We start from the raw sequence: 26,202 nt of genomic DNA on the forward strand, positions 1-26,202 counted from the left end.
TCATTATATTTTTTAAAGATGGTAAATTAGTGTAAAATACAAATAACAAGATTAACCGAACTAATAGAGGAGTGGATTCCATGAATGTGACTATATATGATGTAGCCAGAGAAGCCAATGTTTCCATGGCGACCGTTTCCCGTGTCGTCAACGGCAATCCTAATGTAAAACCGGCAACGAGGAAAAAAGTAGTAGAAGTGATCGACAGGCTCGGATACAGGCCCAATGCGGTGGCAAGAGGCCTTGCCAGTAAAAAGACAACAACAGTCGGCGTGATCATTCCTGATATTTCAAATATTTTCTTTGCAGAGCTGGCAAGGGGCATTGAAGACATTGCAACAATGTACAAGTATAATATCATCCTAAGTAATTCAGACCAAAATACGGAGAAAGAATTACACCTGCTGAACACGATGCTTGGCAAACAGGTGGATGGGATTGTCTTCATGGGAGGAAATATTACGGAAGAGCATGTAAGGGAATTCGAGCTTTCCCCAGTACCAATCGTGCTGGCCGGAACCATTGAGGATTCCAAGAAAATGCCATCAGTCAATATTGATTATAAAACGGCTGCCTATGATGCCGTTAAGGAATTGATTGACAAAGGCCATAAACAAATAGCTTTTGTGAGCGGGCCTTTCCATGATAAGGTCAATAATGAGGCGAAGCTGCCAGGATATAAGCAGGCATTAGAAGAAGCTGGAATCCAATTTAGTGAAGACCTGGTCATTGAAGGGGATTATACTTACGATTCCGGACTTGAAGCATGGCAGAAATTGCGCGAGTTAAAAAACAAGCCGACAGCTGTCTTTACAGGAAATGATGAAATGGCTCTCGGAGTCGTTCATGGCGCCCAGGATGAGGGAGTCGAAATCCCTGCTGAAGCAGAAGTTATCAGCTTTGACAATACAAGGCTTGCATTGATGGTACGTCCACAGTTGACGTCCGTGGTCCAGCCTCTGTATGATATCGGGGCAGTTGCTATGCGCCTCCTGACCAAATATATGAATAAGGAAAAAGTAGACGAGCATATTGTCGTTCTTCCGCATAGAATTGAACAAAGAGGTTCTACGAAATAAAATCAATAGTAAAAACGCGACTGGATGGCCAGTCGCGTTTTTTTATTCACACTTTAAAAGTTTCAAAATGATCGTTGTTCCATCAGGCAAATGTTAACTTAAAAGCCTTTGTTTTTGAAATCTCATGAATAAGCAGGCCTGGGTCAATTTCTGGATATTTAAATCTGGTGAAACGTTAAGTGTATACAAGACTGAGTATACAGATGATTTCAACTCCAATGCAATCCCTCACTGAGCGGACGATTTTTTATTATTGTTCTGCCTCAGCTGATAAAGAGCTTTTTCAAGAGTCTGAAAGTTCTTTTCAGTAATTTCCGGTTTGCGCGGAATTTCAGGATAAATCCCGTTTGGGTCATCCCAGCTTATCGGCAAAGTGAGAGGAGCTTGTTTCTGCCAGCGCTGTGTCCAATTTTGAGGGAATGCCTTCAGGGAATCCTTTCGCCCCGCCATTTCCATCCATACCAGGCTCCAGGCACGGGGGACTACACGCCAAATATCATATCCTCCGCCCCCTACAGCAATCCAGCGGCCATCACAATATTGGTGGGCCAGTTCATGAGCGATTTTCGGAATTTCATGGTAAATCTTCATAGTGGAAGATAAATGTGTCAACGGATCGAAATAGTGGGCGTCCGCACCATTCTGCGTCAAGATGACGTCCGGCTTAAAGAACTCGATGATCTCCCTGAATGCTGTTTCATATGCTTGGAGAAAAGATTCATCTTCCGTGAAGGCATCAAGAGGGATGTTAAAAGAAAAGCCGTAACCCTTCCCATGTCCTCGTTCATTGATGTTTCCTGTGCCGGGGAACAAATACCTGCCGGTTTCATGGATGGAAAATGTACATACTTCCGGGTCATCGTAGAAGGACCATTGAACACCATCTCCGTGATGGGCATCCGTATCCACATACAAAACCCTTGCATTATATTTCTCCTGCATATACTTGATGGCAACGGAACTGTCATTATATATGCAGAAGCCTGATGCCTTTCCTTTGAAACCATGATGCAGGCCGCCGCCGAGATGGGCGGCATGTTTGGCCTTCCCTTCCATGACGCAATCGACTGCCGTCAATGTTCCGCCGACAAGAAGCGCACTCGCCTCATGCATGCCTTTAAACACAGGTGTATCTTCCGTGCCGATGCCGAAACTCTCAAGCCTATCAGGGGAAAGGTTTCCGTTTCCCGCTGCTTTGACAGCGCTTACGAAAGAAGGGTCGTGAACAAGGTGCAGCTCTTCATCCGTAGCAATCCTCGGTTCAACCATATCATCCTTTGAAAGCGCACCCGCTTCCTCCAGAAGGTCTATGGTCAGCTTCAGCCTGAATTGGTTGAAGGGATGGCTGTCGGAAAAGCGATATTCCAAGAGTTTATCAGAGTAAACAAATAGAGCTTCCTTTGTCATGATGACATACCGGGCATGTTAGGCCAGAGAACGACATACCCTTCCTTTTTCAAATCTTCTATGACAGCCATAGGATTGATGGTCCTGACCCTGAATACGAGGATTTTATAGTTTTCATCTTGTCTGTCAGGATAGACTAGCACACTATGTATATTTGCATTATGTTTGCGGATGATGCCTGCAACCTCATACAGCACTCCTGAGCGATTCTCAACCTTGACTTCAATTTGTGAACCCGGCTGATGCGCTCCCGTTAATTGAATCAATGTATAAAGTAAATCTGTCTCTGTAATGATTCCTATTAATCTATTTTCCTTAACAATGGGAAGGCAGCCGATTTGGTGCTCATAAAACAGGGCGGCAGCCTCTTCGACAAAATCCAATGGGTGCCCTGTAATGACATTCGTCTTCATGATCAGTTTCAAGGGATTCTGAAGCTCTTCAGCAGCTTTGTCTTTTTGGAAAATCGAAGGTGTTCCATCCTTTACATCCCTGTCACTGACGATTCCAATGACAGCCATATTGTCATCGACGATAGGAATATGCCTTATCTTCTTGTCCCGCAGCAGCTTGATAGCCTGTTCGATCGTGTCTTCAGCCCTTAGTGTCTCAACTTCAGTCTTCATTATTTCTTCTACTATCACGGTATTCCATCCCCTTTAACAGAGTCATTAATACATATAACGGTTCATGAATCTCAATCTGTCGAATTTCTGCACAGATTCACTTTCTATTCTATTTCCAATTCGCACCATCAGGCAGTTTGCCGGATGTGAACTGATTTCAGGGTCGTCTGTTGCATAATACTCCAAACCGCCAGCATTCATCATTTTTTCCATGATTTTTCGGTATTCCCATACATTCAGGCCCGTTCCTTTCAGGTCCCAATGCCAATAATATTCAGTTGTGATGATGATATAATCTTCCATCGCATCATCCATCATCGATACTTTAAGAAGATTTTTGCCGACAGCTGCCCCTCTGAATTTAGGGACTACTTCAATTGCGCCAAGTTCAATCAGTTCCTCCATCTTTCCTTGAGACCACCGTTCGAGGGGGTCGGGATAGAGATATGTAACATAACCGACAACCATGTTACCCTCTCTGGCGATTATGATTCTTCCTTCTGGAAGCCCAGCGATTTCAACTAATGCCTTATGTTGTTTTTCAGGTGATCGGAACGCTGTCAGGTCTTCATGGAAATCCAAATCAATTAGTTCACTTGCTGGAACAGGTCCTTCTATGATCAAGTTTCCTTTTGGAGTCTTTAGTTCCATCGCATTATACGTTTTTTGATGGTTCATTCGGTCACCGCCTAAAAAAATAATATTCTTATTCCTATTATTACATAAGTCCAGCAGACTAAATAGAAGCCGAGTGCATCAGCACAGGTCTTCTTCAATATATTTTCATAATGGAGAATAAGTTTACATACCAATATTATAACAAAAAGTAAAAATCGGACAATTTTTAAAATTGAGAAAAATAGATTTTTGTACTATAATGATATAGTAATTTCTTACATAAGGAGGAATATCTCTAATGAAGTTGGAAGCGCTGCCAGCAACTCAAGGAAACTACAATCTTACTAATTATGAAGATACGTCCAAGGATTTTGACTGGAATGAAGTGAAAAAGAATTTTTCCTGGAATGAAACAGGCCGTGTGAATATTGCTTATGAAGCGATCGACCGGCATGCAGAGTCATTCAGAAAGAACAAAGTGGCGCTGTATTATAATGACGACACCAGAGATGAAAAATATACTTACAGAGAAATGAAGAACCTGACAAACAAAGCAGGGAATGTCTTAAAAACGTATGGGGACGTTGAAAAAGGCGACAGAGTGTTTATATTCATGCCCCGTTCACCGGAATTATACTTTACAGTTCTCGGGGCACTGAAACTTGGTGCCATCGTTGGACCGCTTTTTGAAGCCTTTATGGAGGGTGCTGTGAGAGACCGCCTGGAAGACAGCGAAGCGAAAGTGCTTGTCACTACTCCTGAGCTGCTTGACAGGGTCCCTGTTGATGAGCTGCCGGCTCTTAAGCATATTCTCCTCGTTGGCAAAGACGTTGAAGAACAAGGCAAGTATACGGATTTCCTGACGCGTTTTAAAGAGGCGAGCGATAAATTGGATATCGAGTGGGTGGACCTGAATGCCGGCATGATCCTTCATTACACTTCCGGCTCCACTGGTAAACCGAAGGGCGTCCTGCATGTCCATAATGCGATGCTGCAGCATTATCAGACGGCGAAGTGGGTCCTTGACCTGAAGGAAGAGGATGTTTATTGGTGTACAGCTGATCCGGGCTGGGTAACGGGGACTTCCTATGGGATTTTCGGCCCTTGGCTGACAGGTGCATCAAATATCATTGCCGGCGGAAGGTTCAAGCCGGAAAAATGGTACAACACTATTGAAAAATATGGAGTTACGGTTTGGTACAGTGCCCCGACAGCGTTCCGCATGCTTATGGGGGCAGGGGATGAAGTCGTGAAGCAATCTGACTTAAGTACTCTGAGACATATCTTGAGTGTCGGCGAGCCTCTTAACCCTGAAGTGATCCGCTGGGGCATGAAAGTTTTCCACCTTCGCATCCATGATACATGGTGGATGACCGAAACAGGGGGGCAGGTCATCTGTAACTACCCATGCATGGAAATCAAGCCTGGTTCTATGGGCAAACCTATTCCAGGCATCAAGGCGGCGATTGTCGATGATCAGGGAAATGAACTTCCTCCATACAGAATGGGGAACCTTGCCATCAAAAAGGGATGGCCATCCATGATGAATGCAATTTGGAAGAATGAGCAGAAATATGATTCCTACTTCATGCCTGGTGACTGGTATGTTTCAGGAGATTCTGCATACATGGATGAGGACGGATACTTCTGGTTCCAGGGCAGGATTGACGATGTGATCATGACCTCCGGCGAAAGGGTAGGACCATTTGAGGTCGAAAGTAAACTGGTTGAACACCCGGCAGTAGCGGAAGCTGGCGTCATCGGGAAGCCTGATCCGGTCCGCGGTGAAATCATCAAGGCGTTTGTCGCTCTCCGTGAAGGATACGAAGTGACAGATGAATTGAAAGAGGAAATTCGTCAATTCGTTAAAAAGGGACTGGCCGCGCATGCTGCACCAAGAGAAATCGAATTCAAAGAGAAACTGCCGAAAACACGCAGCGGCAAAATCATGAGACGCGTGTTGAAAGCTTGGGAGCTCGACCTTCCAACTGGCGATTTATCTACTATGGAAGACTAATAACTAAATGAATATAAAGAAATGCAAAAAAAACACTCAGCCACAACTGAGTGTTTTTTTGGTGGTGTCACTTTAACACTTTAAAGCACGAAGAGGGACTGTCCCTCACTAGCGATGCATGTGTTACAAAATATGGAAGCCTGTGGATAAAAAAATAAAAATACTTTCCTAAACGCAAAAAAAGCCCTAATGTAGAAGATGCAGGACCATACTTGTTCCCAAATCTTCTACAAAAGGAGCTCATCACAATGAGTAAAAGTATAGGTCATGAAACGTTAATTTGTCAATGTTTAAAATTATTGCCAACCGAACACCTGAGATGTCCACTACTGGACTACAGAAAGAAGCTCAAAACAGAGTCCTTAATCAAAGTTTTTATCGCTGGCCAGTTAGATCAGTGGAATTCGTACAATCGTATGGAAGAGAAGCTCTTCGCCCATCCTTCCTTACGCGAGGAGTTGGATCTCGATATGATCAGCGGCTCGCAATTAAGCCGCCGAATCAACGATCTTCCGACCGAAACTGTAGAGAAACTTTTCTATAAAGTTGTCGAGATACTTCTCCACCTTACACGCGACCAAAAAGGGATTTCAAAAAAAGTGGGGCTCCTCAAAATCGTTGATTCTACAGAACTGAAGCTGCCTAAAAGCTTGTGTGAGTGGGCAACGATTTCGAAGGATCATACGGCTGTAAAAATGCACACGAGGTTAGTTGTTACCTCACCAAATACGGCCTTTCCAGACAAAATCATTCCTTCTACGGGCAATGTCAGTGACTTTGAAAGTGCCAAATACCTCATCGAAGATTCTTATGCCACCTACGTAACGGACCGGGGCTATTCCTCCAAAATGAATCTGGAAGAATGGCTGAGGAGAGACATTTCTTTCGTTACGAGAATCTCGAAAAATTTGAGGGTATACATTGAAAAAGAGTTTGAACCAACTCATCCTTCTGTCACCAAGGATGCCATTGTCTATTTCGGCACCTCTCACCATCCTGTCCGATACATCGAATTTACGGATGAAAAGGATAGGGTGTATCGAATCTTAACCAATCGATGGGACCTTGAAGACACTGAGATTCTAGATATTTATAAAAACAGATGGATCGTTGAGCTCTTCTTTAAATGGATAAAACAGCACCTGAAATTCACTAAAATTTGGAGCACAAAGCCCCAAGGAATCTGGAATCAAATGTTCTTATCGGTCATTGCCTTTGGTCTATCTGTGATCGTTAAACTTATGACACGATCCACCAAGACTACATGGGGATTCTTTCAAGCACTTCAAACCTATCTCTATAAAACGTATAGCGATTTATTAGTAGAATTAGGGAGAAAGAAGAAAAAATCAAAAGGAAGGCAAAAAGTCCCGATCCCTTCGAAATCTAAACATGATTTTGGAACTGTAGCCATGGTAAAAGGAAAACGACGAATTTAACTATAAGTATGTAAAAAAATGGGAACAAGGTCTTTTACAACCATGTTACCATTTTTTAATTCCGGAGCTGAAACGAACTGTAAAAATTTTGAATAAATTTAAGAAATTTACATATATGCATCGCTAGTGACTGTCCCTCTTTTCGCTTTAAAGTGTTAAAGTATGGCGATAGAAAAAAGGGTAATCTGCAAAGGCAGATTACCCTTTTTCTTGTTATTGATATAGTCAGCCCTGGCTATTGCCAGTTTCTCCAGTACCTGAACCATCTCCGGAGCCTGACCCTGATCCTGATCCTGATCCAGTGTCATTTCCTGAATCATTCTCTCCGCCGTCACTTCCAGAGTCCGAGCCATCATCCTGTCCGGAATCGTCTTCTGAATCTCCTGTATCCGGCTTAGGTTCTTCCGGTTTATCTGGTTTTTCGTCCTCTTTAGGTGGCTTAGGTTCCTCTTTCTTCTTACCGATTCTTACTGTATTAGATTTGCCCGACTGCTTGCCGGCTACATCTACTGCAACAACGTAATATTCTCCGTCACCAAGTGTCGATACCAGATTCTCATCTGATTTTACGCTGGCGACTTTTTGTCCGCTTACCGTGAAGACGCGGTACCCGACGACATCTTTACTTGCCGATGCTGTCCAGCTGACTTTGTTTCCGGAAGCACTTGCTTTGACTGTTCCAGGAACAGCTCCGTCATCTTCAATTTTGTTTTCAGCGACAAGAATATTTTTATATCTTTCCTCATCAGCAGGTATCAATTGACGAGGGTCGGCTTTAATTCCATTAAGGATATTCTCGACAAAGTCAGGGTTCAGAATGACTCCCGGCTGTGAGAATTCTTCCGGTGTAGAATCAAGAGCCAGATATTTATCGCCATTGATCATTACATAACGGCTCTTCAGCAGGCTGTCGTCCGTCTTATTCGGAACATATTGTGCGTTGAATAAGTCACTCTTCACAAGTCCTGCCTGGCTGCATGCCTCTGAAGGCAGAAGACCGGAGATTCCGCAGAAGGAGCGGTTAACGATCCCCCCTGGTGACTGGAATGTGTCTTCAGGATCAATTAATTCAGGAGCAAGATCACGAGCGTCATTCAGCATGTAAGACCATAAGCGGATATTTCTCAAACCATAATGTCCGTAAGTGTCCATCGCCCTGTACATTGACTTTGGATCATCATATCCAAACCAGGTTCCAAATGTGATGTTCGGATTGGATGCGATAAACCAGTGGTCTTTATACTCCTGGGTCGTTCCCGATTTACCAGCCCAGTCTGAAGCGAAGTTAAGGAATTTTTTGGCATAACGGCCTGTTCCAGCATAGTGATCAAGTGTATCGCGCATCATATCGATCGTCAGATAAGCAGTTTGAGGACTGAATACCTCGACAGGCTCAATCTCATGCTGATAGAGCACTTCGCCTTCTTTGTTGACAATCTTATCGATCATGTAGGCGTCAATGAATTTTCCGTCGTTGGCAAAAGTTGTATAAGCATTGGTGTTCTCTTCAAGAGTTACTCCCCGCTTCATACCTCCAAGCGCAAGGGCATAGTTCTCTTTTTCATCACTTGTAAGTGTTGAAAAGCCCATTTTTTCAAGGAACTGAATAGGCTGTTTGTTGAAAATTTTTGTGTAAAGGCGGGCTGCCGGAATGTTCAATGACTCAGCCAGTGCAAATCTTGCCGGAATAAGGCCGTTGTAATCGAACGAGTAGTTTTGAGGCTGCCACATCACACCGTTTCCAGCCATAATCGACATTTCAACATCGGGAAGAGGCGAGCCTGGCCCGATTTCGCCGAATTCGAGCGCTGGTGCGTACACAAGCAATGGCTTCATTGTTGAACCATTTTGTCTGATTGACTGTGTAGCATGGTTCAGCTGTTCTTGTTTAAAGTCTCTTCCGCCAACGAAACTAATGATTTTCCCCGTCTGGTTTTCAATCATGATCGCTCCGACCTGAACAGGATTTGGTACTTCGACTTCCTCGCCTGTTTCAGGGTCGATTTCGGTACTTGTAAGGGTTTGTCCATACATTTCATATGCATCTTTTGTCTTCTGCATACTGTCATAAATATCTTTGTTGACCGTTGAGTGGATTTGGTATCCCCGCTGTCTCATCTCCCGGTCGGCAAGAGTGATATACTTTTCATATAATTCATCATTATTGTCCAGGTCATCTTTTGAGTAGCCGTCTTTATCTGCCAGCATTTCAGAAATGATCACCTTGGCGCGGCTTTCGATTTCCGCAGTCAGCCAAGGGTAGTTATCATTAGAAGAAGGCTTTGGCGCAATGAAATCCTGTGAGATATCATAGTTTGCTGCTGTTTCATACTCTTTTTCTGTGATATAGCCCTCTTCAAACATCCGGTACAAAACAGTCTGCATTCTTGTCAGGCCCGGTTCAAGGTTTTCCTTGACATCCCCTCCATTGGTAAAAGGGGTATAAGCGAATGGGGCCTGTGGAAGTCCGGCGATGAAAGCAGCCTGAGGCAGGGATAAATCTTTAGGCTCTACGCCGAAGATGCCTTTTGCCGCTGATTTGACTCCCGCGATATTACGACCGGAAGAGTTTCGGCCAAGCGTAGCTACATTCAGATAGGCTTCCAAAATTTCATCTTTTTCAAAGAACCTCTCTAATCTCAGAGCCAAAAGAATTTCCTTGGCTTTCCGGTCAAAGGAAACTTCATTTGTAAGGATCTGATTTTTGATCAGCTGCTGAGTCAGAGTGCTTCCGCCTGATTGAGTGGCAGAATTCGTGAATTCCTGAACGATGGCGCGAAGAATTGCTTTTGGCACGACACCATTGTGCTCATTAAAGTATTCGTCTTCTGTCGAGATGATTGCATTTATGAGGTGATCAGAGACCTCGTCAATATTGACTTCTTCACGCTCTAAATCCGTCCTCATTTTACCGAGATAGACATCATTGGCAAAATAGAGCTGTGATGTTTCTTCATAGTTGTATATATCCTGTTTCATGTTGTCGTAAGGGCGTATCGGTTCTTCTTTTACCAGAGAAGCGAAATAGCCTGCTCCAACGCCGCCAGCGAATGCTGTTACAAGAACAGCTACCATAATAAAAATCAATAATAAATTCCAAAGAACACCGTACGTGATTCTGGCGCGTTTTAAAAATCTATTGTTAATAAAGAACTTGATGACAGGCTGAGACCGCTGCAGTAAAGATTGAAATTTTTCCTTCATATTTTACACTCCTCCTAAAATCAACTATATTATAGCATATTTCGACCGTGTGATGACTAAAATAAGGAATTTACAACAGTGCTTAGAAAGAACCCCCAATGTACCACGGCTTCCCCTTAACGGTATTTTTTACCTGAGTCTGTTTAAGCTTAAGGCAGCCTTTTGAAGGGTTGCTGTTTTTTAGCCCGGAAGTACTTTAAATAGCAGGAGCGATCAAAGTTGCTCATCCGGTATGGGAAACAACAAAAACATCATTAACAAGAAGGGGAAATTGACAAACATGCTCCGGCTGTGATAAAAAAGGAATATCTGAATTTCATAAGAAAATGCTTTGACAGGAATAAGTAGTCCCGTTATCCCTATTACAGAGAGTCAGTGGCAGGTGGAAACTGACATACATAACGTGATGAATTACCTCCTTGAGCTTTTGCGGCGAAAGACCATAGGCATCGATTAGCTGCAAACGGGAAAACCGTTATATTATTAAGTGAAGGATACGATTATCCTTAAGTTGGGTGGTACCGCGTGTTAAAGCGTCCCTGCATATGAGCAGGGGCGTTTTTTTGTGGAGAATTTTCTCCCTATACAAAATATTGCAGGACAATACAGGAGGAAGAGACGTATGGATCTATTAAAAGATTTAGAATGGCGTGGAATAACGTATCAGCAAACAGATGAAGCAGGATTGAAGAGCCTGCTGGACAAAGAAAAAATATCAATTTATTGCGGAATTGACCCTACTGCGGACAGCATGCACATCGGCCACTTGCTGCCATTCCTGACGCTAAGGCGCTTCCAGGAGCACGGCCACCGTCCGTTGGTCCTGGTCGGCGGCGCAACAGGCCTTATTGGTGACCCAAGCGGTAAAAGTGAAGAGCGTAAATTACAGACGGTTGAAGACATTCAACACAATGCAGAGAGCATCAAGAATCAGCTTAAAAGCATTTTTGACTTTGAAGGAGATAACGGAGCGGTTATGGTCAATAACTTTGACTGGATCGGCCCTATGGACATGGTTACATTCCTTCGTGACTTCGGAAAGCATATCGGCGTGAATTACATGCTGGCAAAGGATACGATTTCATCAAGGCTCGAGACAGGGATTTCTTACACAGAATTCACTTATACCATTTTACAAGCGATGGACTTCAACCATCTGTATGAAAACTACAATTGCAAGTTGCAAATAGGCGGAAGTGACCAGTGGGGCAATATTACGACAGGCCTGGAATTGATCAGGCGCACAAGGGAAGAGGAATCCAAAGCATTTGGTTTCACGATCCCGCTTGTGACGAAAGCGGATGGCTCTAAGTTTGGTAAAACCGAGAGCGGTGCAATCTGGCTTGATCCTGAAAAAACCTCTCCTTATGAGTTCTATCAATTCTGGATCAATACGGCGGACGCGGATGTCGTAAAATACCTTAAATACTTTACGTTCCTGGATCATGAAGAAATTGAGCAGCTGTCTCAAGCTGTTGAAACGGAACCTCATTTGCGAAAAGCACAAAAAACGCTGGCAGAAGAAATGACAAAGCTGATTCATGGAGAGGAAGCATTAGAGCAGGCAATCAAGATTACAGAGGCTCTCTTCAGCGGTAACATCAAAGAGCTTTCTTCAGCAGAAATCAAGCAGGGCTTCAAGGATGTTCCTTCATTCACACAGCCTAAGGATGAGGAAGTTGGATTGGTTGATCTTCTGGTTAACACAAAAATTTCTCCATCGAAGAGACAGGCGAGGGAAGATATCGGAAATGGTGCTATTTATATCAACGGCGACCGCACAACCGATCTTCAGCATGTCATGTCGGAAGCTGACAGAATCGACGGCCAGTTTACGATTATCAGAAGAGGGAAGAAAAAGTACTTTATGATTCAGTATTCTTAATCACCGGTACTTTGCCACCTGGTTCTAGGATTTAGGGCTGGCTGGTGAATAAAAGGAGTTTATGTGCCACCTGGTCCGGAGGTAGGAGAGATAGGTGGTCAACAAAAGGCCTTTGTTTGCTATCTGAGCCTGTTTTAGAAGGGATAGCTGGTAAATAAAAGGAGTTTATGTGCCACCTGGTCTGGAGGTAGGAGAGATAGGTGGTCAATAAAGTGCCATTGTTTGCTATCTGAGCCTGTTTTAGAAGGGCTGGCTGGTGAATAAAAGGAGTTTATGTGCCACCTGGTCCGGAGGTAGGAGAGATAGGTGGTCAACAAAAGGCCTTTGTTTGCTATCTGAGCCTGTTTGAGGAGGGATAGGTGGTGAATAAAAGGAGTTTATGTGCCACCTGGTCTGGAGGTAGGAGAGATAGGTGGTCAATAAAGTGCCATTGTTTGCTATCTGAGCTGTTTTAGAAGGGCTGGCTGGTGAATAAAAGGAGTTTATGTGCCACCTGGTCCGGAGGTAGGAGAGATAGGTGGTCAACAAAAGGCCTTTGTTTGCTATCTGAGCCTGTTTTAGAAGGGATAGCTGGTAAATAAAAGGAGTTTATGTGCCACCTGGTCTGGAGGTAGGAGAGATAGGTGGTCAATAAAGTGCATTTATCTACCACCTGACCTTGGCATAGAAGGGATAGCTGTTCAATAAAGTATGTGTATATTCCGTTTGATTCTGAGTTCAAGAAGACAGATGGTTAATATCCCATATGGTCTCACTCGTTAATATCTAGAGAGAACTTAATACACAAGGAAACAAAAAAGGTGCTCCCAAAGGGGGCACTTTTTCTATATTAATGAGCTTGGACACTCTCACGTGTATGTTTCTTATTAACTAGGAATCCAGCAAGAAGTACAGCTGCAGTCAGAAACAAGATAATCAGGTAAGTATAAGGGCTGTGTGACATATCCAGCAATGCTAAAAACTGTTTGTCCGCCATGATCATCTCACCTGCAGTCCATGCGAGAATACCCGAGCCTATATAGGCGATCCAGCGATATTTTTCAAGTAATCGGACAATCGCTTTAGAACCGAAAATCATAATCGGAATACTGATCAGGACTCCAAGTGCAATCATGTTAATATTGCCGTGTGCAGCGCCAGCAACTGCAACAACGTTATCCAGGCTCATGACAGCATCGGCGATAATGATGGTCGTAATCGCTTGCTTCAAGCCGGTATGTGATTTGATGTCTGCTTCCTCTTCTTCCTCCACCAGTACCTTGTACGCAATCCACAATAGCAATACGCCGCCGATTAAGTGGACATATGGGATTTGAAGCAGATACACAATAATGGCTGCAAATAAAATTCGAAGAATGACAGCGCCTGCTGTACCAAAGAAAATCGCTTTGTTTTGCAGGTCCTTCGGTAAATTTTTCGTTGCCATGGCAATGACTATGGCGTTATCCCCAGAAAGGATAATATCAATTGCGATGATTTTCAAAAGTGCAACAATAGCTCCTGAGGAAACAATAAATCCTGCAGAAAATAAAAAGTCCATTTGTTCCATTCCTCCTCCAGAAATTCAAATGCTTATATTAGGTGATCACCGTTCGTTGCAGTGGAGGGTATCACCATATGTAAAAAAACAACAACTTATCTATCATACCATAATGAGGTGTGACTTTTAATAAAATAATATTTTCGATGATGATGAGAGGGGGAGTATACATCTAAATGATCTATAAGAAGATTTGTGCAGACACAGAAGTGAGGAGGAGATTTGAGGCTCAGAATTTATGGCGGAAGTTTGTGCGTGTGCAGCAGCATAAAAAATGCAAAACAAAAACCCCATCCGGAATAGAATGGGGTTTTTTCTGGAAGATTAGCGAGAGTAGAACTCAACGATAAGTGCTTCATTAATTTCAGCTGGTAGTTCAGAGCGCTCTGGTAAGCGGATGAAAGATCCTTCAAGCTTGTCAGCATCGAAAGTCAAGAAGTCAGGAACAAAGCTGTTCACTTCAAGAGCTTCTTTAACGATGTTAAGGTTGCGGGATTTTTCACGAACACCGATTGTTTGACCAGCTTGCAGACGGTAAGATGGGATATCTACGCGAGATCCATCAACAGTTACGTGACCGTGGTTAACAAGTTGGCGTGCTTGACGGCGAGTACGAGCCAAACCAAGACGATAAACAACGTTATCAAGGCGTGCTTCAAGAAGTGCCATGAAGTTTTCACCGTGTTTACCTTGCATTTTGCCTGCTCTGTCGAATAGGTTACGGAATTGACGCTCAGTCACTCCATACATATGACGAAGCTTTTGCTTCTCTTGTAATTGTAAACCATATTCAGAGATTTTTTTGCGTTGGTTAGGACCATGTTGTCCAGGAGCGTAAGGACGCTTTTCTAATTCTTTACCTGTACCGCTTAGAGAGATTCCAAGACGGCGGGATAATTTCCAGCTTGGGCCAGTATATCGAGCCATTGAAGACTCCTCCTTCGTGTTTTTATTTTGTTGTAAAATAAAAACCGTGTGTGAATTAACAATTATGAGTATTATGTTTTCATGTACCTTCGCTCCAGCAGCAGAGAGTTACAAGATACACCTCAAGAAGAGGAACAAAATACAGCATAAAGGACTTCACAAAGGCTGCATTTATTTTACACAAAGAATATTATATGTTTTTGATGGAGCTAAGTCAAGGGGAAATCGTATTTTCTGAAATTCTGGTTTGGGAATATGGAATATTTCTATTTACGGCCTAGGAAGAAGCCAGCTCCTTTCTTTGGCATTCACCATTTAACAGTTCTGTTGGTCTTATGAAACTATATTAATTGGCCATTCATGATCTAGAAGACTCAAAAAAGGATTTATTACAGTATGTATTTTCACATTTAAAAACTATTGTTAATTTACAATATTACATAGGAAACGGAGATTTCTTTATGATATAATTATATATGATGGAATTACTTTCATATAAGTGATTAAAGCCGTTCATCATTATCAGTGCAGCCAGTCATCTGGCTTTGCTGATAATGATGAAAACTTGGGAAATTACTCAGGATGCACACAAAATTTGAGATTTGTCATTTGAGGATTAAGAAACAGATCAATTGTCGTTAGTGCTTTGCCAAAGGAAATCCATTAGAAGAAGTGAAGATATGAGGGACATGCCATGGTGAAAAATGATCGGATGGATACGAAGATGAGAGAGTTGGAATGGAACAGTGAAACCTTCTTAAACTCTTATAAAGCCCAATTATTTGATTTAGTAAATGAAGAATTCAAGGGTGACGGCACCAATTACAGCTTATGTTTGTCCTGCTGGATGGGGGTCATCCAGCATTTGCTTCAGGCTGATACAGTGCTTTATTACCGCTGGATGGAAAACAGCTACCAGCTTACTGAGGTTATTTCTTCTTCTCATCACCCCATTTCTGTCATGGTCGATACATTGGATGATATTTTTGCAGGAAGCGAAGAGGATTATGTACGCGGGAAGGATTTTTCATCTTCTTTTATTGATTTCGATCTCGGCTTCAAATTAATGGATGCCAAGCGGAGCCCTCTTGGAATTCTATTGGTTTCTGATGTCCGGTCAGCTGATATTTTGAATTTATCTCCAAAAGCATTTCAAGGTTTTGCTGCTCAAAGTTCTGCTTTTATAGGGAAAATGAATTATTTTTACCAAATAGTTGAAGAGGAACACCGCTACCGCGAACTTTTTAAAGTCAACGAAACTTTCCATTCTTCCATGGATATCAATATCTTGTTGGGACAGATCATCAATACTCTGCAAAGGGTGTTTCCCGAATATGGGTTCTTGTTATTGCTTTCCAATGATAACGATAAGAATCACGGAGATCTTCCTATAAAAGATTTTGATTATGATCGTGCTAATACAGCGGCGATGCAAGCGTTTGTTAATGGTACTACTGAAATTGAAAGTCATCATTCAGAACAAAAGTTTACGCTGTATGCTCCATTAAAGGGGAAACAGGGGGTTTATGGGGTACTGGAGGTTGCTTCTGCCACTCAATTCAGATTTCCTGCCAATCATATGGAATTCATTCGTTTACTGGCCTATACGGCTGGAAGTGCTCTTGAAAATGCCAAACTATATCAGCAGTCAAGACGCTTGATTTCCGATTTGCAGCTGATCAATGAAACTTCCCATAGACTTAATTCTAATCTTCGGATGACAGAAACACTGGCTTTTTTAAAGAAGCAGATCAAGCGTTCTTTTCAGGCATCTTCCATCGGATTTGTTTTTGTGGATGAGCAGGAAGAATGCAAGGTGCTGCCTGAAAGCTCCGCGTTTTTTAACAGTTTCGAAGGTGCTACCTATATAAATTATGTGAAACGCCATATCTCCAAAGACAAGGAATCCATCTTTATTGGCGACATAAGCGGAAAGTTTGGAAAAGAGTTATCATTTCTTTCCCTAATGGCGGTCCCGATGATACAGAACGATTCGATGATCGGTTTTTGTGTGGTACTGCATCAGCAGCCTTATTCTTTTTCTTTCGATATGTATAAGCTTTTGCAATCGTTCATCCACCATTCCACTTTGGCGCTGACGAATTCTATGCTGCGTGAAAAGCTGGAAGAGCTGGTTATCACCGATCACCTGACTCAGCTGTATTCAAGGCACTTCCTTGATGAAGAAATGGGCAGGTCAATGAGAAATGATGCGCAGGGGACACTTCTGCTAATGGATATTGACGACTTCAAAAAGATCAATGATACCTATGGCCATCAAACGGGTGATGAAGTCCTTATTCAAGTCGCAAAAGCAATTATGAATGAATCGCACAAAATCGGCTTTGCCGCCAGATGGGGTGGAGAAGAGCTGGCAGTCTATCTGCCTCATCAAGATATGGAAACAGGACTTGAAACAGCTGAACGGATTGTGAAAAAAGTTGCGGTGGCTACGAAACCATCTGTGACAGTATCCTGCGGTGTCTCTTCATGGCAGCGAGAAGTAGAGGATCATGTGAAAGACTTGGTCAAAAGAGCGGATGCCTCAATGTATTATGCAAAAAATCATGGGAAAAATCAGGTCTCGAATACCGTGGAATAACAAAATGCAGCCTTGGAGCCATTTATGCTCCGAGGTTTTTGTTTGGAAAAATACAATAGTGACTTGCGGTGAAAACGCTTTCTTTTTCAGGGATAATATCATATGCTATAAGTGAATTCTTAGAAGGATAAATAGGCCGGATGGTATGAACATCCAAAGGGTGCCTCCGGATAGACCCTGAATTCATTTGGGATAGATGATAAATTTCTGCAAATTGGCAGAAGGAATTCGGTTATTAGATAACAGGAGGAGAAAGATATGAAGAAGGACTATGAAAGGTTTGAAACAAAAGTCATTCATGAGGGTTACAATTCCACAGATTTTAATGACAGTCTGGCACCTCCGCTTTATCAAACTTCGACATTCACCTTTAAGAACGCGCAGCAAGGTGAAAGAAGATTTGCGGGAGAAGAAGGCGGTTATATCTACTCCCGCCTTGGCAACCCTACGGTAACAATGCTAGAAGATCGAATGGCCTCCCTTGAAAACGGGGAAGCGGCACTTGCTTTCGGTTCAGGCATGGCCGCTGTATCTGCAGTCCTGCTTTCGATGACCAAAGCCAATGACCATATTCTGTGTTCTCAGGGGGTCTATGGCTGCACATTTGGCCTTCTTAATCTTATGAAGGAGAAGTATGGGATCGACCATGATTTCTCAGCAATGGATAGTGCTGAAGAAATCAGAAAAACAATTAAGCCTGAAACGGTTTGTATATATATAGAAACACCGATCAACCCAACCATGAAACTGATTGACCTTGAACTGGTTGCTGATATCGCAAGGGAAAAAGGCATCCCTGTTATCGTGGATAATACATTTTGTTCCCCCTACTTACAAAAGCCGCTTGATTTGGGCTGTGATGTGGTGATACACAGTGCGACTAAATATATTTGCGGACATGGAGATGTGATTGCAGGTATCGTCGCAGGCAAACAAGAATTGATGGATGAAATTCGGATGACGACACAAAAGGATATCGGTGGAGTGATTTCCCCATTCGATGCATGGCTTCTATTAAGGGGATTGAAAACACTGCCAGTGAGAATGGACCGTCATTGCGAAAACGCTGAAAAAATAGCTGGCTTCCTTAAGGAGCAGCCACAGGTAGAGATGTTGTACTTTCCTGGGGATGCCGATAATCCTCACTACGAAACTATGAAAAAGCAAATGATCAAACCGGGCGGACTGATTTCGTTCACCATCAAAGGGACAAAGGAGACGGCACAGCAATTCATGAATGAATTGAAAATGATAAAAATTGCAGTGAGCCTTGGTGATGCGGAAACCTTGATCCAGCATCCGGCAACTATGACACATGCTGTCGTACCGGAAGAATCAAGAAAGAAGATGGGTATATCGGATACTCTATTAAGAATCTCAGTAGGACTGGAAGCCTGGGAAGACATACGGGATGATATCCAACAGGCTTTAAGCAAAGTTGAATAATCATCATTAGAATAGTGGGAATCAAGGCAGAGCCGCAGCTGAAGGCTCTGTTTTTTCTTGTTTGCCTCTATAAGTGTGTTCTGGTTATTAAGATTGAGTTCTTCATTAACCCCTCCTTGAAATGGAGTACTTTTTATTATGGTGTGTTTCATGTTAACCCCTATTACAAAGTAGGGTCTTTCAACAATGGTGCGATTCGGATTGAATCTAATCATAGTATTACAGAGGATGTTTCCTTTAATAATGGTACGATTCGGATCTAATCATAGTATTACAGAGGAAGTTTCCTTTCATAATGGTACGATTCGGATCTAATCATAGTATTACAGAGGAAGTTTCCTTTCATAATGGTACGATTTGGACCTAATCATAGTATTACAGAGGAAGTTTCCTTTCATAATGGTACGATTCGGATCTAATCATAGTATTACAGAGGGGTTTTTCTTTTATAATGGTACAATTCGTTTCTAAACATAGTATTACAGAGGGTGTTTCCTTTTATAATGGTATGATTCGGATCTAATCACAGTATTACAGAGGGTGATTCCTTTTATAATGGTACGATTCGGATCCAAACACACTATTACAAAGGAATCCCGGTTATCATGGTATGTTTCTTACCTAACCATTAGTATTAAAAGTGAACCTCCCCTTAAAAATAGGAAGTTATTTCCTCCTCGCCAGATATGCGGGCTGGACTTTTAATGATTACTGCTTTGGAAATCTTTTCGGCATGGCTAAAAAACGGATGGGAGTTTTACTTTAGTAAGCAATTCATCTTATCAAAAGTGATAACGTCCAAACAATGCCTGTATAACTTTCTGCACACGGGGACGTTCTCGAAGGTCCCGCTGTGAAACCGTTGAAAAAAATATATGATTCATAGAAAATATCCCGAAAAGAAGGCAGCCTCTTTTCGGGATTTGCTTATGTCTTTTGATTCCAAGCGGAAAACAGCGGCCCGCCTTTTCCATACACGGGATCATGCGAGGGCAGTGGAACTTCCTTGATCTCAATGAAAAGCTGCGTCCTTTGATTATTTTCATCGGTCTTTAAATTATGGTCCATTCCATCAGGATAAGCACCCGCTACCTTGAAGTCTTCACTGGAATTCAGTCTTTTGTGTCCTGTGCCGGCAGGAAGAACGAGAACATCGCCTGGCTTGACCTCAACCTTCTGGCCGCTTTCTCCACCGACTATAACGGTAGCCGAACCTGTGGCTACCCCTAGGACTTCATGGGTATTGCTGTGGAAATGGTGGTAATCGAACACACCGCCTTCCCAGCTGTTTCTCCAGTTGTTCTTGTTAAAAATGCTTTCAGCTTTTGCTGGATTGTCCTTAAGGGCACCCCGGTAGAAAAGGACGGGCAGATCCGGGTTGTTTGGAATGGATCCGCTCTCTTTGAAATATAAAGTGTCGACATCTTTGTATTCCATTTCCATCCTCCTTTACAGTCGTATACTCGTGGAATTCCCTTGAGGTTGTTGGTGTAAACTTACTCTGGATGAAGAGTGATATCCAGGCAGCCAAAAAGTCTTCTCCCTATTCCAAAAACGAAATATAAGCAGCTAAATAAAAAAAGCCGGGAGTAACTCTCCGGCTCTGGGATTTATAAGTGTTTAATCAATGCCTGAACAAATTCTTCAAGCTTGACTTTGTCAGTCTCATCAAACCTGTTTTTTTCGGGACTGTCGATGTCCAGAACCCCGATCAGCCTGCCCTCTTTTACAATTGGAACGACAATTTCAGATTGGGAAGCTGCATCACAGGCAATGTGGCCCGGGAAAGCATGTACATCTTCTACTACATAGGTTTTCTGCTCTTTAGCGGATGATCCGCACACGCCTCGGCCCAGTGGAATTCTGACACATGCAGGAAGCCCTTGGAACGGTCCGAGAACAAGCTGGCCATCCTCCATTAAATAAAATCCTACCCAGTTGATGCGGTCCAGAAATTGATTTAGCAAAGCGGAAGCATTACTAAGGTTGGCAATCGCGTTGTTTTCCCCTTCTAAAAGAGCATCTAATTGTTTGATCACCAGGTTATAGTTTTCTTCGCGGGTACCCTGATACATTTTTGATTGAAACATAGAACTCCCCATTTCTACATGATTTGATTATTAAGGCATAATTTCATCGATATCCTACAAGATTGGCAGGAAAGTGTCGAGAAATACATAAAGGAATATCCACAGCAACCCCGAATGTTTATGTATTAACCATCCTGTTTATTTGTATGGGATTAGTCTTTTACAGAGAAACCCATTCAGGCCAACAGGATCCATTATAACTTTCTGTCTCAAATCCTGATGAACCATTTTTAGCATATATTCATAATTGATTCAACTAATAAAATTTGAAAGTAGTGAGGACATGGAAAAACCTGCGGCACAGAGCATGACCAAAGAAAACATCCTTTTGTCGGCTGTATCCCTCTTTAATACCAAAGGATACAATGGTACATCAGTCAGGGACATTGCCAAAAAAGCTTCCGTCAATGCAGCGAATATCTCTTATTATTTTCATGGTAAACAAGGGTTGCTGGAATCCTGTTTTACCCGTTTTTTTGAATCCTATTTGGAATGTCTCGAAGCACAGGCGGATTCGTTGGAATATACACCCGCCGATGAGTGTTTAAAGAGAGCTGTCTATAATATTCTCCAATTTCAAAGTGAGAACCATCTTCTTGCCCGCTTTGTGTGGAGAGAAGTTTCCATTGATTCACAGGTGGTCAGGGAGATCATTTCCTCCTATTTGGTCAAAGAGCGATTTTTGTTGAAAAGGTTCTTTGACGCAGGGCAAGACCAGGGCAGGTTCACATCCATGCCGGTAAGTATTTTTATCATCCAGTTAAAGTCCATGATCTCCATGCCTTTTTTAAACAGCCAATATTTGCGGGAAGTATGGCATGTGTTTCCTCAGGAGCAGTTTTTCGTCGACCGGTATTACGCATCCCTTGAACAATGGATTGATCAATGCCTGCTCGTAAGGAAGGCAGCTCCAGCGCAGTAAACGGAGTTATACAAACATTCGGTCCCTGCCCTGTCCCAGATCTTTTGCTTGGTGTGCATCAGAACCGTAAACAAGTGGGATTCCCATCCCGGCTGCTTTTTTGGCGACTTCCGGCGGTGGGTAGGCAACTCCACACCCCGGTTTAAAGAATCCCGCACCATTGTAGTCCAGCTTCATTCCCTTATTGGAAATTTCTTTAAGGATGTCCTGGAGGTTTTCCTCGAAAGACTTGGACGGGGGGAAATCCTTTTTGAACTTATCCGCCAGCGTCAAATGCCCGATGCGGTCGGGCTTAAAGCGCCCAAGGTCTGATTGTACAGATTTCATCACTGTCCTATAGTAAGATTGATGGATGCTGTCCACAGAGCCATAGTATCCAATCATTCTTCCAAAATTATCCCTGCTGAAGTCCAGGCAGTCGTAGGCCCCCTCTTTCAGTAAAAAGTGGACCGACAGCAGGCTGTCATCAAGACGGGGCCCAACATGATCAAGAAATTGCTTTGTCTCCTGCTCGAATCCTTCAATATAATCAATTTCCAATCCCTTTTTTATTATTATCCTCCCTTCGTATTCGCTCTTAAGCTCCTCAAGCTCCGTGAGATACGGCTCCAAATCATCTGCCTTCATTCCGCTGTCTTTATCGGGAACAGGATCTTCAAATCCTTCAGGAAGCGGTGCATGTTCTGTAAAAGTAATCTCTTTATATCCCAGTTCAATCGCCCTGTTAATATAGTCATGAAATGAATCTTTTGACCCGTGTGGGCAATAAGGACTGTGAATGTGGCCATCTGCTTTCATCCAATCCCTCATTTCCTTTTCCTGTAATTTCGATATATAATAGTAAAATATCAATTTTTTCGACTAATAGGTAGTCTTTTATAATAAATCTTTGGTTTGAAGAGGAAAAATTGCAAATAAATCGTCAAAAAATGTCGTTATCATGGTATCATAATAAAAGCTATGATGTGAGATTTTACAGTTTTTACATAGAGCAGACCAAGTTAAAGAAGCAGGGGGCTTACGATGGAATTTATCATCGGAGGAATTATACTTTTAATCATTCTATTTATAATCGGGTTTCTTATAAGAAGAAAATATTATCATCACGTCGACCGGTTGGAATCCTGGAAGGTAGATATCATGAACAGGCCAATCCTGGATGAACTGTCAAAGGTGAAGCAGCTTAACATGACAGGACAAACGGAAGAACTGTTCGAAAAGTGGCGAAAGGGCTGGGACGACATCGTGACGGGAGACCTTCCTGAAGTCGAGGAGCTATTGTTTGATGCAGAAGAATACATTGATAAATTCCGTTTCGGTTCGGCAAAAGAAGTTCTTGCAAAGATAGAGGGGATTCTTAATCTGACAGAAGAGAAAATGGAAAGAATCCATTCTGAGGTGGAAGAGTTAGTTGGAAGTGAAGAAAAGAACAGGCTTGAAATCGAAGAATTGAAAGAGGATTTCAGAAAGAGCAAGAAAACGCTTCTGGCACACCGTCATTCCTATGGTAAGGCCGCCTATGGGCTTGAAGCAAAATTGGATGATATGTCGGAAAGAATTGAAAACTTCAATAAACTGACTGAAGAAGGGAACTATCTGGAAGCAAGAGAGCTGGTTCTGGGCTTATCGGCGGAAATTCAGGACATTGTCACTAAGATGGAATCCATTCCTGACTTGCTGACAGAATGCCAAAATTCTCTGCCCGCACAGCTGAGCGAAGTTGAATCGGGTTACAAAGAGATGGAGTCACAGGGGTATGTTCTCAAGCATCTTGGCATTAACACGGAAATTTCCAGATTAAGAGAAGAGCTTGCGGCTTGCCTGGATTCCTTAGAAAAACTCCAAACTGATAAAGTAGTAGATGAAGTGGGCGGTTTGAAAGAGAACGTTGAACTTCTTTACGATCTCCTTGAAAAAGAGGTTCATGCCAAACACTTTGTCCTTCAGAATGAAGAAAAGTCCGCAGTGCTTCTTGAGGGCGTAAAGGCTTTCAATAAAGAGATTAAACAGGAAACCGAGTTCGTCCAGCAAGGATACCATTTGCAGGACGAGGAGCTCCAGGTACCTGTGCAGCTTGAAAAGAAGATCACCAATCTTTTCAAACGGTTTCAGCAGCTGCAAGCTAAAATGGAAGAGAATGAGTCAGCTTATTCTTATTTAAGTGAAGAACTGCAGGATATCAACCAGCAATTAGAAAATATCCAAAAGGAACAGGATGTTTTTTCTGAGCAGTTGCAGGCTCTCAGAAAAGAGGAAATAGAGGCAAAAGAGAAGGTTACAGAACTCAAGAAGAAAATCGGTGAAGCGAGCAGGCTAATTTCAAAGAGCAATGTTCCAGGCCTTCCTACAGATTACAATGCTCTCCTTGAGGAAGCTCATAAGAATATTATCGAGGTCGCAAGGGCATTGGAAGAAAAACCGCTCAACATGCACGTTGTCCAAAAATACCTTGAGACAGCGGTAGACACGGTCGACCATTTCCATAAGAAAACAACGGACTTGATTGAGACCGTCATGCTGGCAGAAAAGGTTATACAGTATGGCAACCGATACCGCAGCAGATATGGAGAGGTATCGCACAAACTTCAACAGGCTGAGTCTGCATTCAGAAGTTTTGATTACAGAGAGGCACTGGAACAGGCTGCGACAGCTATTGAAGAAGTCGAGCCAGGTGCGATTAAGAAGATTGAAAGTATTGTAAATGAAAAGGTAAATGAAGCATAAAAAAAGATCCCGGCTGGTTTGGTACCAGATCCGGGATCTTTTTTTATGCTGTTTTCTTTTTAGCTCCAAGCATAGCTGACAAGAGGAACCCTGCGAGTGCTCCTATAATGGCAGGAAGCAGCCAGCCTATCCCTTCGTTGAATAGCGGGAGAATATTCAAGTTTTCATTCAAGGCTTCAAATTCAATTCCTGCAATCTTTAACCCGTCAATCAAGCTGATGATGAAAGTGGGAATCAACGCACCGATGTAAACCCCTGAGTAGCCGTTAAACCAGTTATGCATGAAGGACAACAGTATCAACACAATCGCCAGCGGATAAATCACTATCAATACAGGCAGTGAGACAGAAATGAGTTGTGTCAGGCCGATGTTGGCAATGATCATACTAAAGATGCTGATGATAATGACAAGTATACGGTAAGAAACAGGCAGCAGTTTTGAAAAATACTGTGCACAGGCGGAAACAAGTCCAACAGATGTTGTGATACAAGCAAAAGTGATGGCCAGTCCTAAAATGATCGTTCCGATTTGTCCGTACAAATGAGTGGCAGCACCAGACAATATCGCCCCTCCATTTTCCTGGACACCAATGGCTTCCGTACTAGTAGCTCCGATATAGCCAAGTGAAATGTAAACAAGTGCCAAGCCGGCAGCGGCAATCACACCTGCTGAGATGCAGGCTTTTGTAATGACAGCCTTTGATTCAAAGCCTTTTTCTCTGATTGCATTGATGACAACGATTCCGAATACCAGCGCAGCGATTGTATCCATCGTCAGGTATCCTTCAAGAAATCCCTTAAAGAAAGGACTGTCAAGGTAATCGCCTGTTGGTTCCTGGAAGTCACCCATTGGAGAGACAACGCTTTTGATCACCAATATGGTTAAAATCACAAGCAGGGCAGGTGTAAGAACTTTACCAATCCGGTCCACAAGCTTAGCCGGATTCATTGCCAGCCAAATAGTAAGTCCAAAGAAGATGATGGTGTAAATGAATAAGGACATGCCGTATTTATTGATATCTTCGGATAAAAAGGGTGTTATACCTATTTCATAGGCTACGGTACCAGTTCTCGGAATACCGAAAAACGGGCCGATTGCAAGATACATGATGACGGTGAAAATGACGCCGTAAACAGGGTTTACTCGCTTTGCCAGGGTTTCTAAATCGCCCCCTGTTTTGGCAATGGCGATGATCCCCATAAGCGGAAGGCCAACACCTGTAATTAAAAATCCAATGATTCCCGTCCACATATTGTCTCCTGCCTGTTGGCCGAGGAATGGCGGGAATATCATATTGCCTGCTCCCAAGAAGAGAGCGAACAGCATAAGACCTACAGTAAAAATTAAATTAAATGATAGCGCTTTCTCTTTCATATGAAAAACCCCCTAGCTGCAATGCTGAATCAAACTTTAATATCTTAACACAGGAATATCAGAAATTGTCGAAATAATTAAAAGTTAAAATATTCAGTTTTTTAAAATAATATTTTATATGGATTCTTACTTACACTTTCACAAAAATATAAGAACTATTCATGTATGTCAATAGGTCTCAGGGTGGGATTGCATTTCCAAAGATAATTTTTCGTGAAGACTCCATGATGTTTCTTCCTGCATCCACCATTAGACGAGGGAAGAAGAAAAAAGTATGGTACTCGAATTTTTAAAAAAGCAG

The 26,202-nt window shown here is 42.6% G+C and carries 18 protein-coding genes and 1 other annotated feature; of the genes, 8 read left to right on the forward strand and 10 right to left on the reverse strand.

The features are described 5' to 3' along the window. The first annotated feature begins 80 nt into the window (after positions 1–80). Complete coding sequence (ccpA, locus tag M1E09_RS04805; protein WP_456273723.1) at positions 81–1,079, forward strand: catabolite control protein A; 999 nt, start codon at positions 81–83, stop codon at positions 1,077–1,079. 228 nt (positions 1,080–1,307) lie between these two features. Here the strand turns inward: ccpA and M1E09_RS04810 are convergent, their stop codons facing one another. The 3 genes from M1E09_RS04810 to M1E09_RS04820 are packed head-to-tail and all read right to left on the reverse strand — an operon-like array spanning position 1,308 to position 3,790. Continuing rightward, positions 1,308–2,486, reverse strand: a complete 1,179-nt coding sequence (locus tag M1E09_RS04810; RefSeq protein WP_456273724.1) for an acetoin utilization protein AcuC — start codon at positions 2,484–2,486, stop codon at positions 1,308–1,310. After that, a complete protein-coding gene (locus tag M1E09_RS04815; protein ID WP_456273725.1) occupies positions 2,483–3,130 on the reverse strand; it encodes an acetoin utilization AcuB family protein in 648 nt (215 codons plus the stop codon). The genes M1E09_RS04810 and M1E09_RS04815 overlap by 4 nt, the downstream gene beginning before the upstream one ends. A 27-nt stretch (positions 3,131–3,157) precedes the next feature. Beyond that, positions 3,158–3,790: a GNAT family N-acetyltransferase gene (locus M1E09_RS04820; RefSeq protein ID WP_456273726.1), complete on the reverse strand. Its 633-nt coding sequence runs from the start codon at positions 3,788–3,790 to the stop codon at positions 3,158–3,160. 238 nt (positions 3,791–4,028) lie between these two features. On the opposite strand from M1E09_RS04820, the gene acsA reads away from it, so the two are divergent. Next, positions 4,029–5,747, forward strand: a complete 1,719-nt coding sequence (gene acsA, locus M1E09_RS04825) for an acetate--CoA ligase (protein WP_456273727.1) — start codon at positions 4,029–4,031, stop codon at positions 5,745–5,747. 248 nt (positions 5,748–5,995) lie between these two features. Further along, positions 5,996–7,186 (forward strand): IS4 family transposase, encoded by a 1,191-nt coding sequence (locus tag M1E09_RS04830; RefSeq protein ID WP_456272525.1) that lies wholly within the window; start codon positions 5,996–5,998, stop codon positions 7,184–7,186. Between the two features lie 225 nt (positions 7,187–7,411). Here M1E09_RS04830 and M1E09_RS04835 read toward each other — a convergent pair whose 3' ends face one another. Further along, a complete protein-coding gene (locus tag M1E09_RS04835; RefSeq protein ID WP_456273728.1) occupies positions 7,412–10,390 on the reverse strand; it encodes a transglycosylase domain-containing protein in 2,979 nt (992 codons plus the stop codon). Positions 10,391–10,712: 322 nt separating this feature from the next. Continuing rightward, positions 10,713–10,934 (forward strand) — a binding site (T-box leader). Between the two features lie 78 nt (positions 10,935–11,012). On the opposite strand from M1E09_RS04835, the gene tyrS reads away from it, so the two are divergent. Continuing rightward, positions 11,013–12,275: a tyrosine--tRNA ligase gene (tyrS, locus tag M1E09_RS04840; protein ID WP_456273729.1), complete on the forward strand. Its 1,263-nt coding sequence runs from the start codon at positions 11,013–11,015 to the stop codon at positions 12,273–12,275. An 829-nt stretch (positions 12,276–13,104) separates the two neighbouring features. Here tyrS and M1E09_RS04845 read toward each other — a convergent pair. Both M1E09_RS04845 and rpsD read right to left on the reverse strand, forming a co-directional pair. Continuing rightward, on the reverse strand, positions 13,105–13,815 hold the full coding sequence (locus M1E09_RS04845) for a TerC family protein (RefSeq protein WP_456273730.1): 711 nt from the start codon (positions 13,813–13,815) through the stop codon (positions 13,105–13,107). A 324-nt stretch (positions 13,816–14,139) separates the two neighbouring features. Next, positions 14,140–14,742: a 30S ribosomal protein S4 gene (rpsD, locus tag M1E09_RS04850; RefSeq protein ID WP_456273731.1), complete on the reverse strand. Its 603-nt coding sequence runs from the start codon at positions 14,740–14,742 to the stop codon at positions 14,140–14,142. Between the two features lie 694 nt (positions 14,743–15,436). Between rpsD and M1E09_RS04855 the strand changes: the two genes are divergently transcribed. Both M1E09_RS04855 and megL read left to right on the forward strand, forming a co-directional pair. Next, a complete protein-coding gene (locus tag M1E09_RS04855) occupies positions 15,437–17,344 on the forward strand; it encodes a sensor domain-containing diguanylate cyclase (RefSeq protein ID WP_456273732.1) in 1,908 nt (635 codons plus the stop codon). Between the two features lie 258 nt (positions 17,345–17,602). After that, complete coding sequence (gene megL, locus M1E09_RS04860; protein WP_456273733.1) at positions 17,603–18,790, forward strand: methionine gamma-lyase; 1,188 nt, start codon at positions 17,603–17,605, stop codon at positions 18,788–18,790. Positions 18,791–19,717: 927 nt separating this feature from the next. On the opposite strand, the gene M1E09_RS04865 is transcribed toward megL, so the two are convergent. Together M1E09_RS04865 and M1E09_RS04870 are read right to left on the reverse strand one after the other, a co-directional pair. Next, the gene (locus M1E09_RS04865; RefSeq protein WP_456273734.1) at positions 19,718–20,227 is read right to left on the reverse strand and encodes a cupin domain-containing protein; all 510 of its coding nucleotides are present in this window, start codon (positions 20,225–20,227) and stop codon (positions 19,718–19,720) included. Between the two features lie 173 nt (positions 20,228–20,400). Next, positions 20,401–20,880 (reverse strand): GAF domain-containing protein, encoded by a 480-nt coding sequence (locus M1E09_RS04870; protein WP_456273735.1) that lies wholly within the window; start codon positions 20,878–20,880, stop codon positions 20,401–20,403. Positions 20,881–21,163: 283 nt separating this feature from the next. Between M1E09_RS04870 and refZ the strand changes: the two genes are divergently transcribed. Further along, a complete protein-coding gene (gene refZ, locus M1E09_RS04875) occupies positions 21,164–21,802 on the forward strand; it encodes a forespore capture DNA-binding protein RefZ (RefSeq protein ID WP_456273736.1) in 639 nt (212 codons plus the stop codon). 6 nt (positions 21,803–21,808) lie between these two features. On the opposite strand, the gene hisJ is transcribed toward refZ, so the two are convergent. Then, positions 21,809–22,600, reverse strand: a complete 792-nt coding sequence (hisJ, locus tag M1E09_RS04880; protein WP_456274904.1) for a histidinol-phosphatase HisJ — start codon at positions 22,598–22,600, stop codon at positions 21,809–21,811. Between the two features lie 225 nt (positions 22,601–22,825). Between hisJ and ezrA the strand changes: the two genes are divergently transcribed. Then, positions 22,826–24,526 carry a septation ring formation regulator EzrA gene (gene ezrA, locus M1E09_RS04885; RefSeq protein ID WP_456273737.1) on the forward strand — a complete coding sequence of 567 codons (1,701 nt, stop codon included), beginning with the start codon at positions 22,826–22,828 and terminating at the stop codon, positions 24,524–24,526. Positions 24,527–24,569: 43 nt separating this feature from the next. On the opposite strand, the gene brnQ is transcribed toward ezrA, so the two are convergent. After that, complete coding sequence (gene brnQ / locus M1E09_RS04890; protein ID WP_456273738.1) at positions 24,570–25,901, reverse strand: branched-chain amino acid transport system II carrier protein; 1,332 nt, start codon at positions 25,899–25,901, stop codon at positions 24,570–24,572. Positions 25,902–26,202: the final 301 nt, after the last annotated feature.

This window comes from Bacillus sp. AK031, from assembly GCF_053903065.1.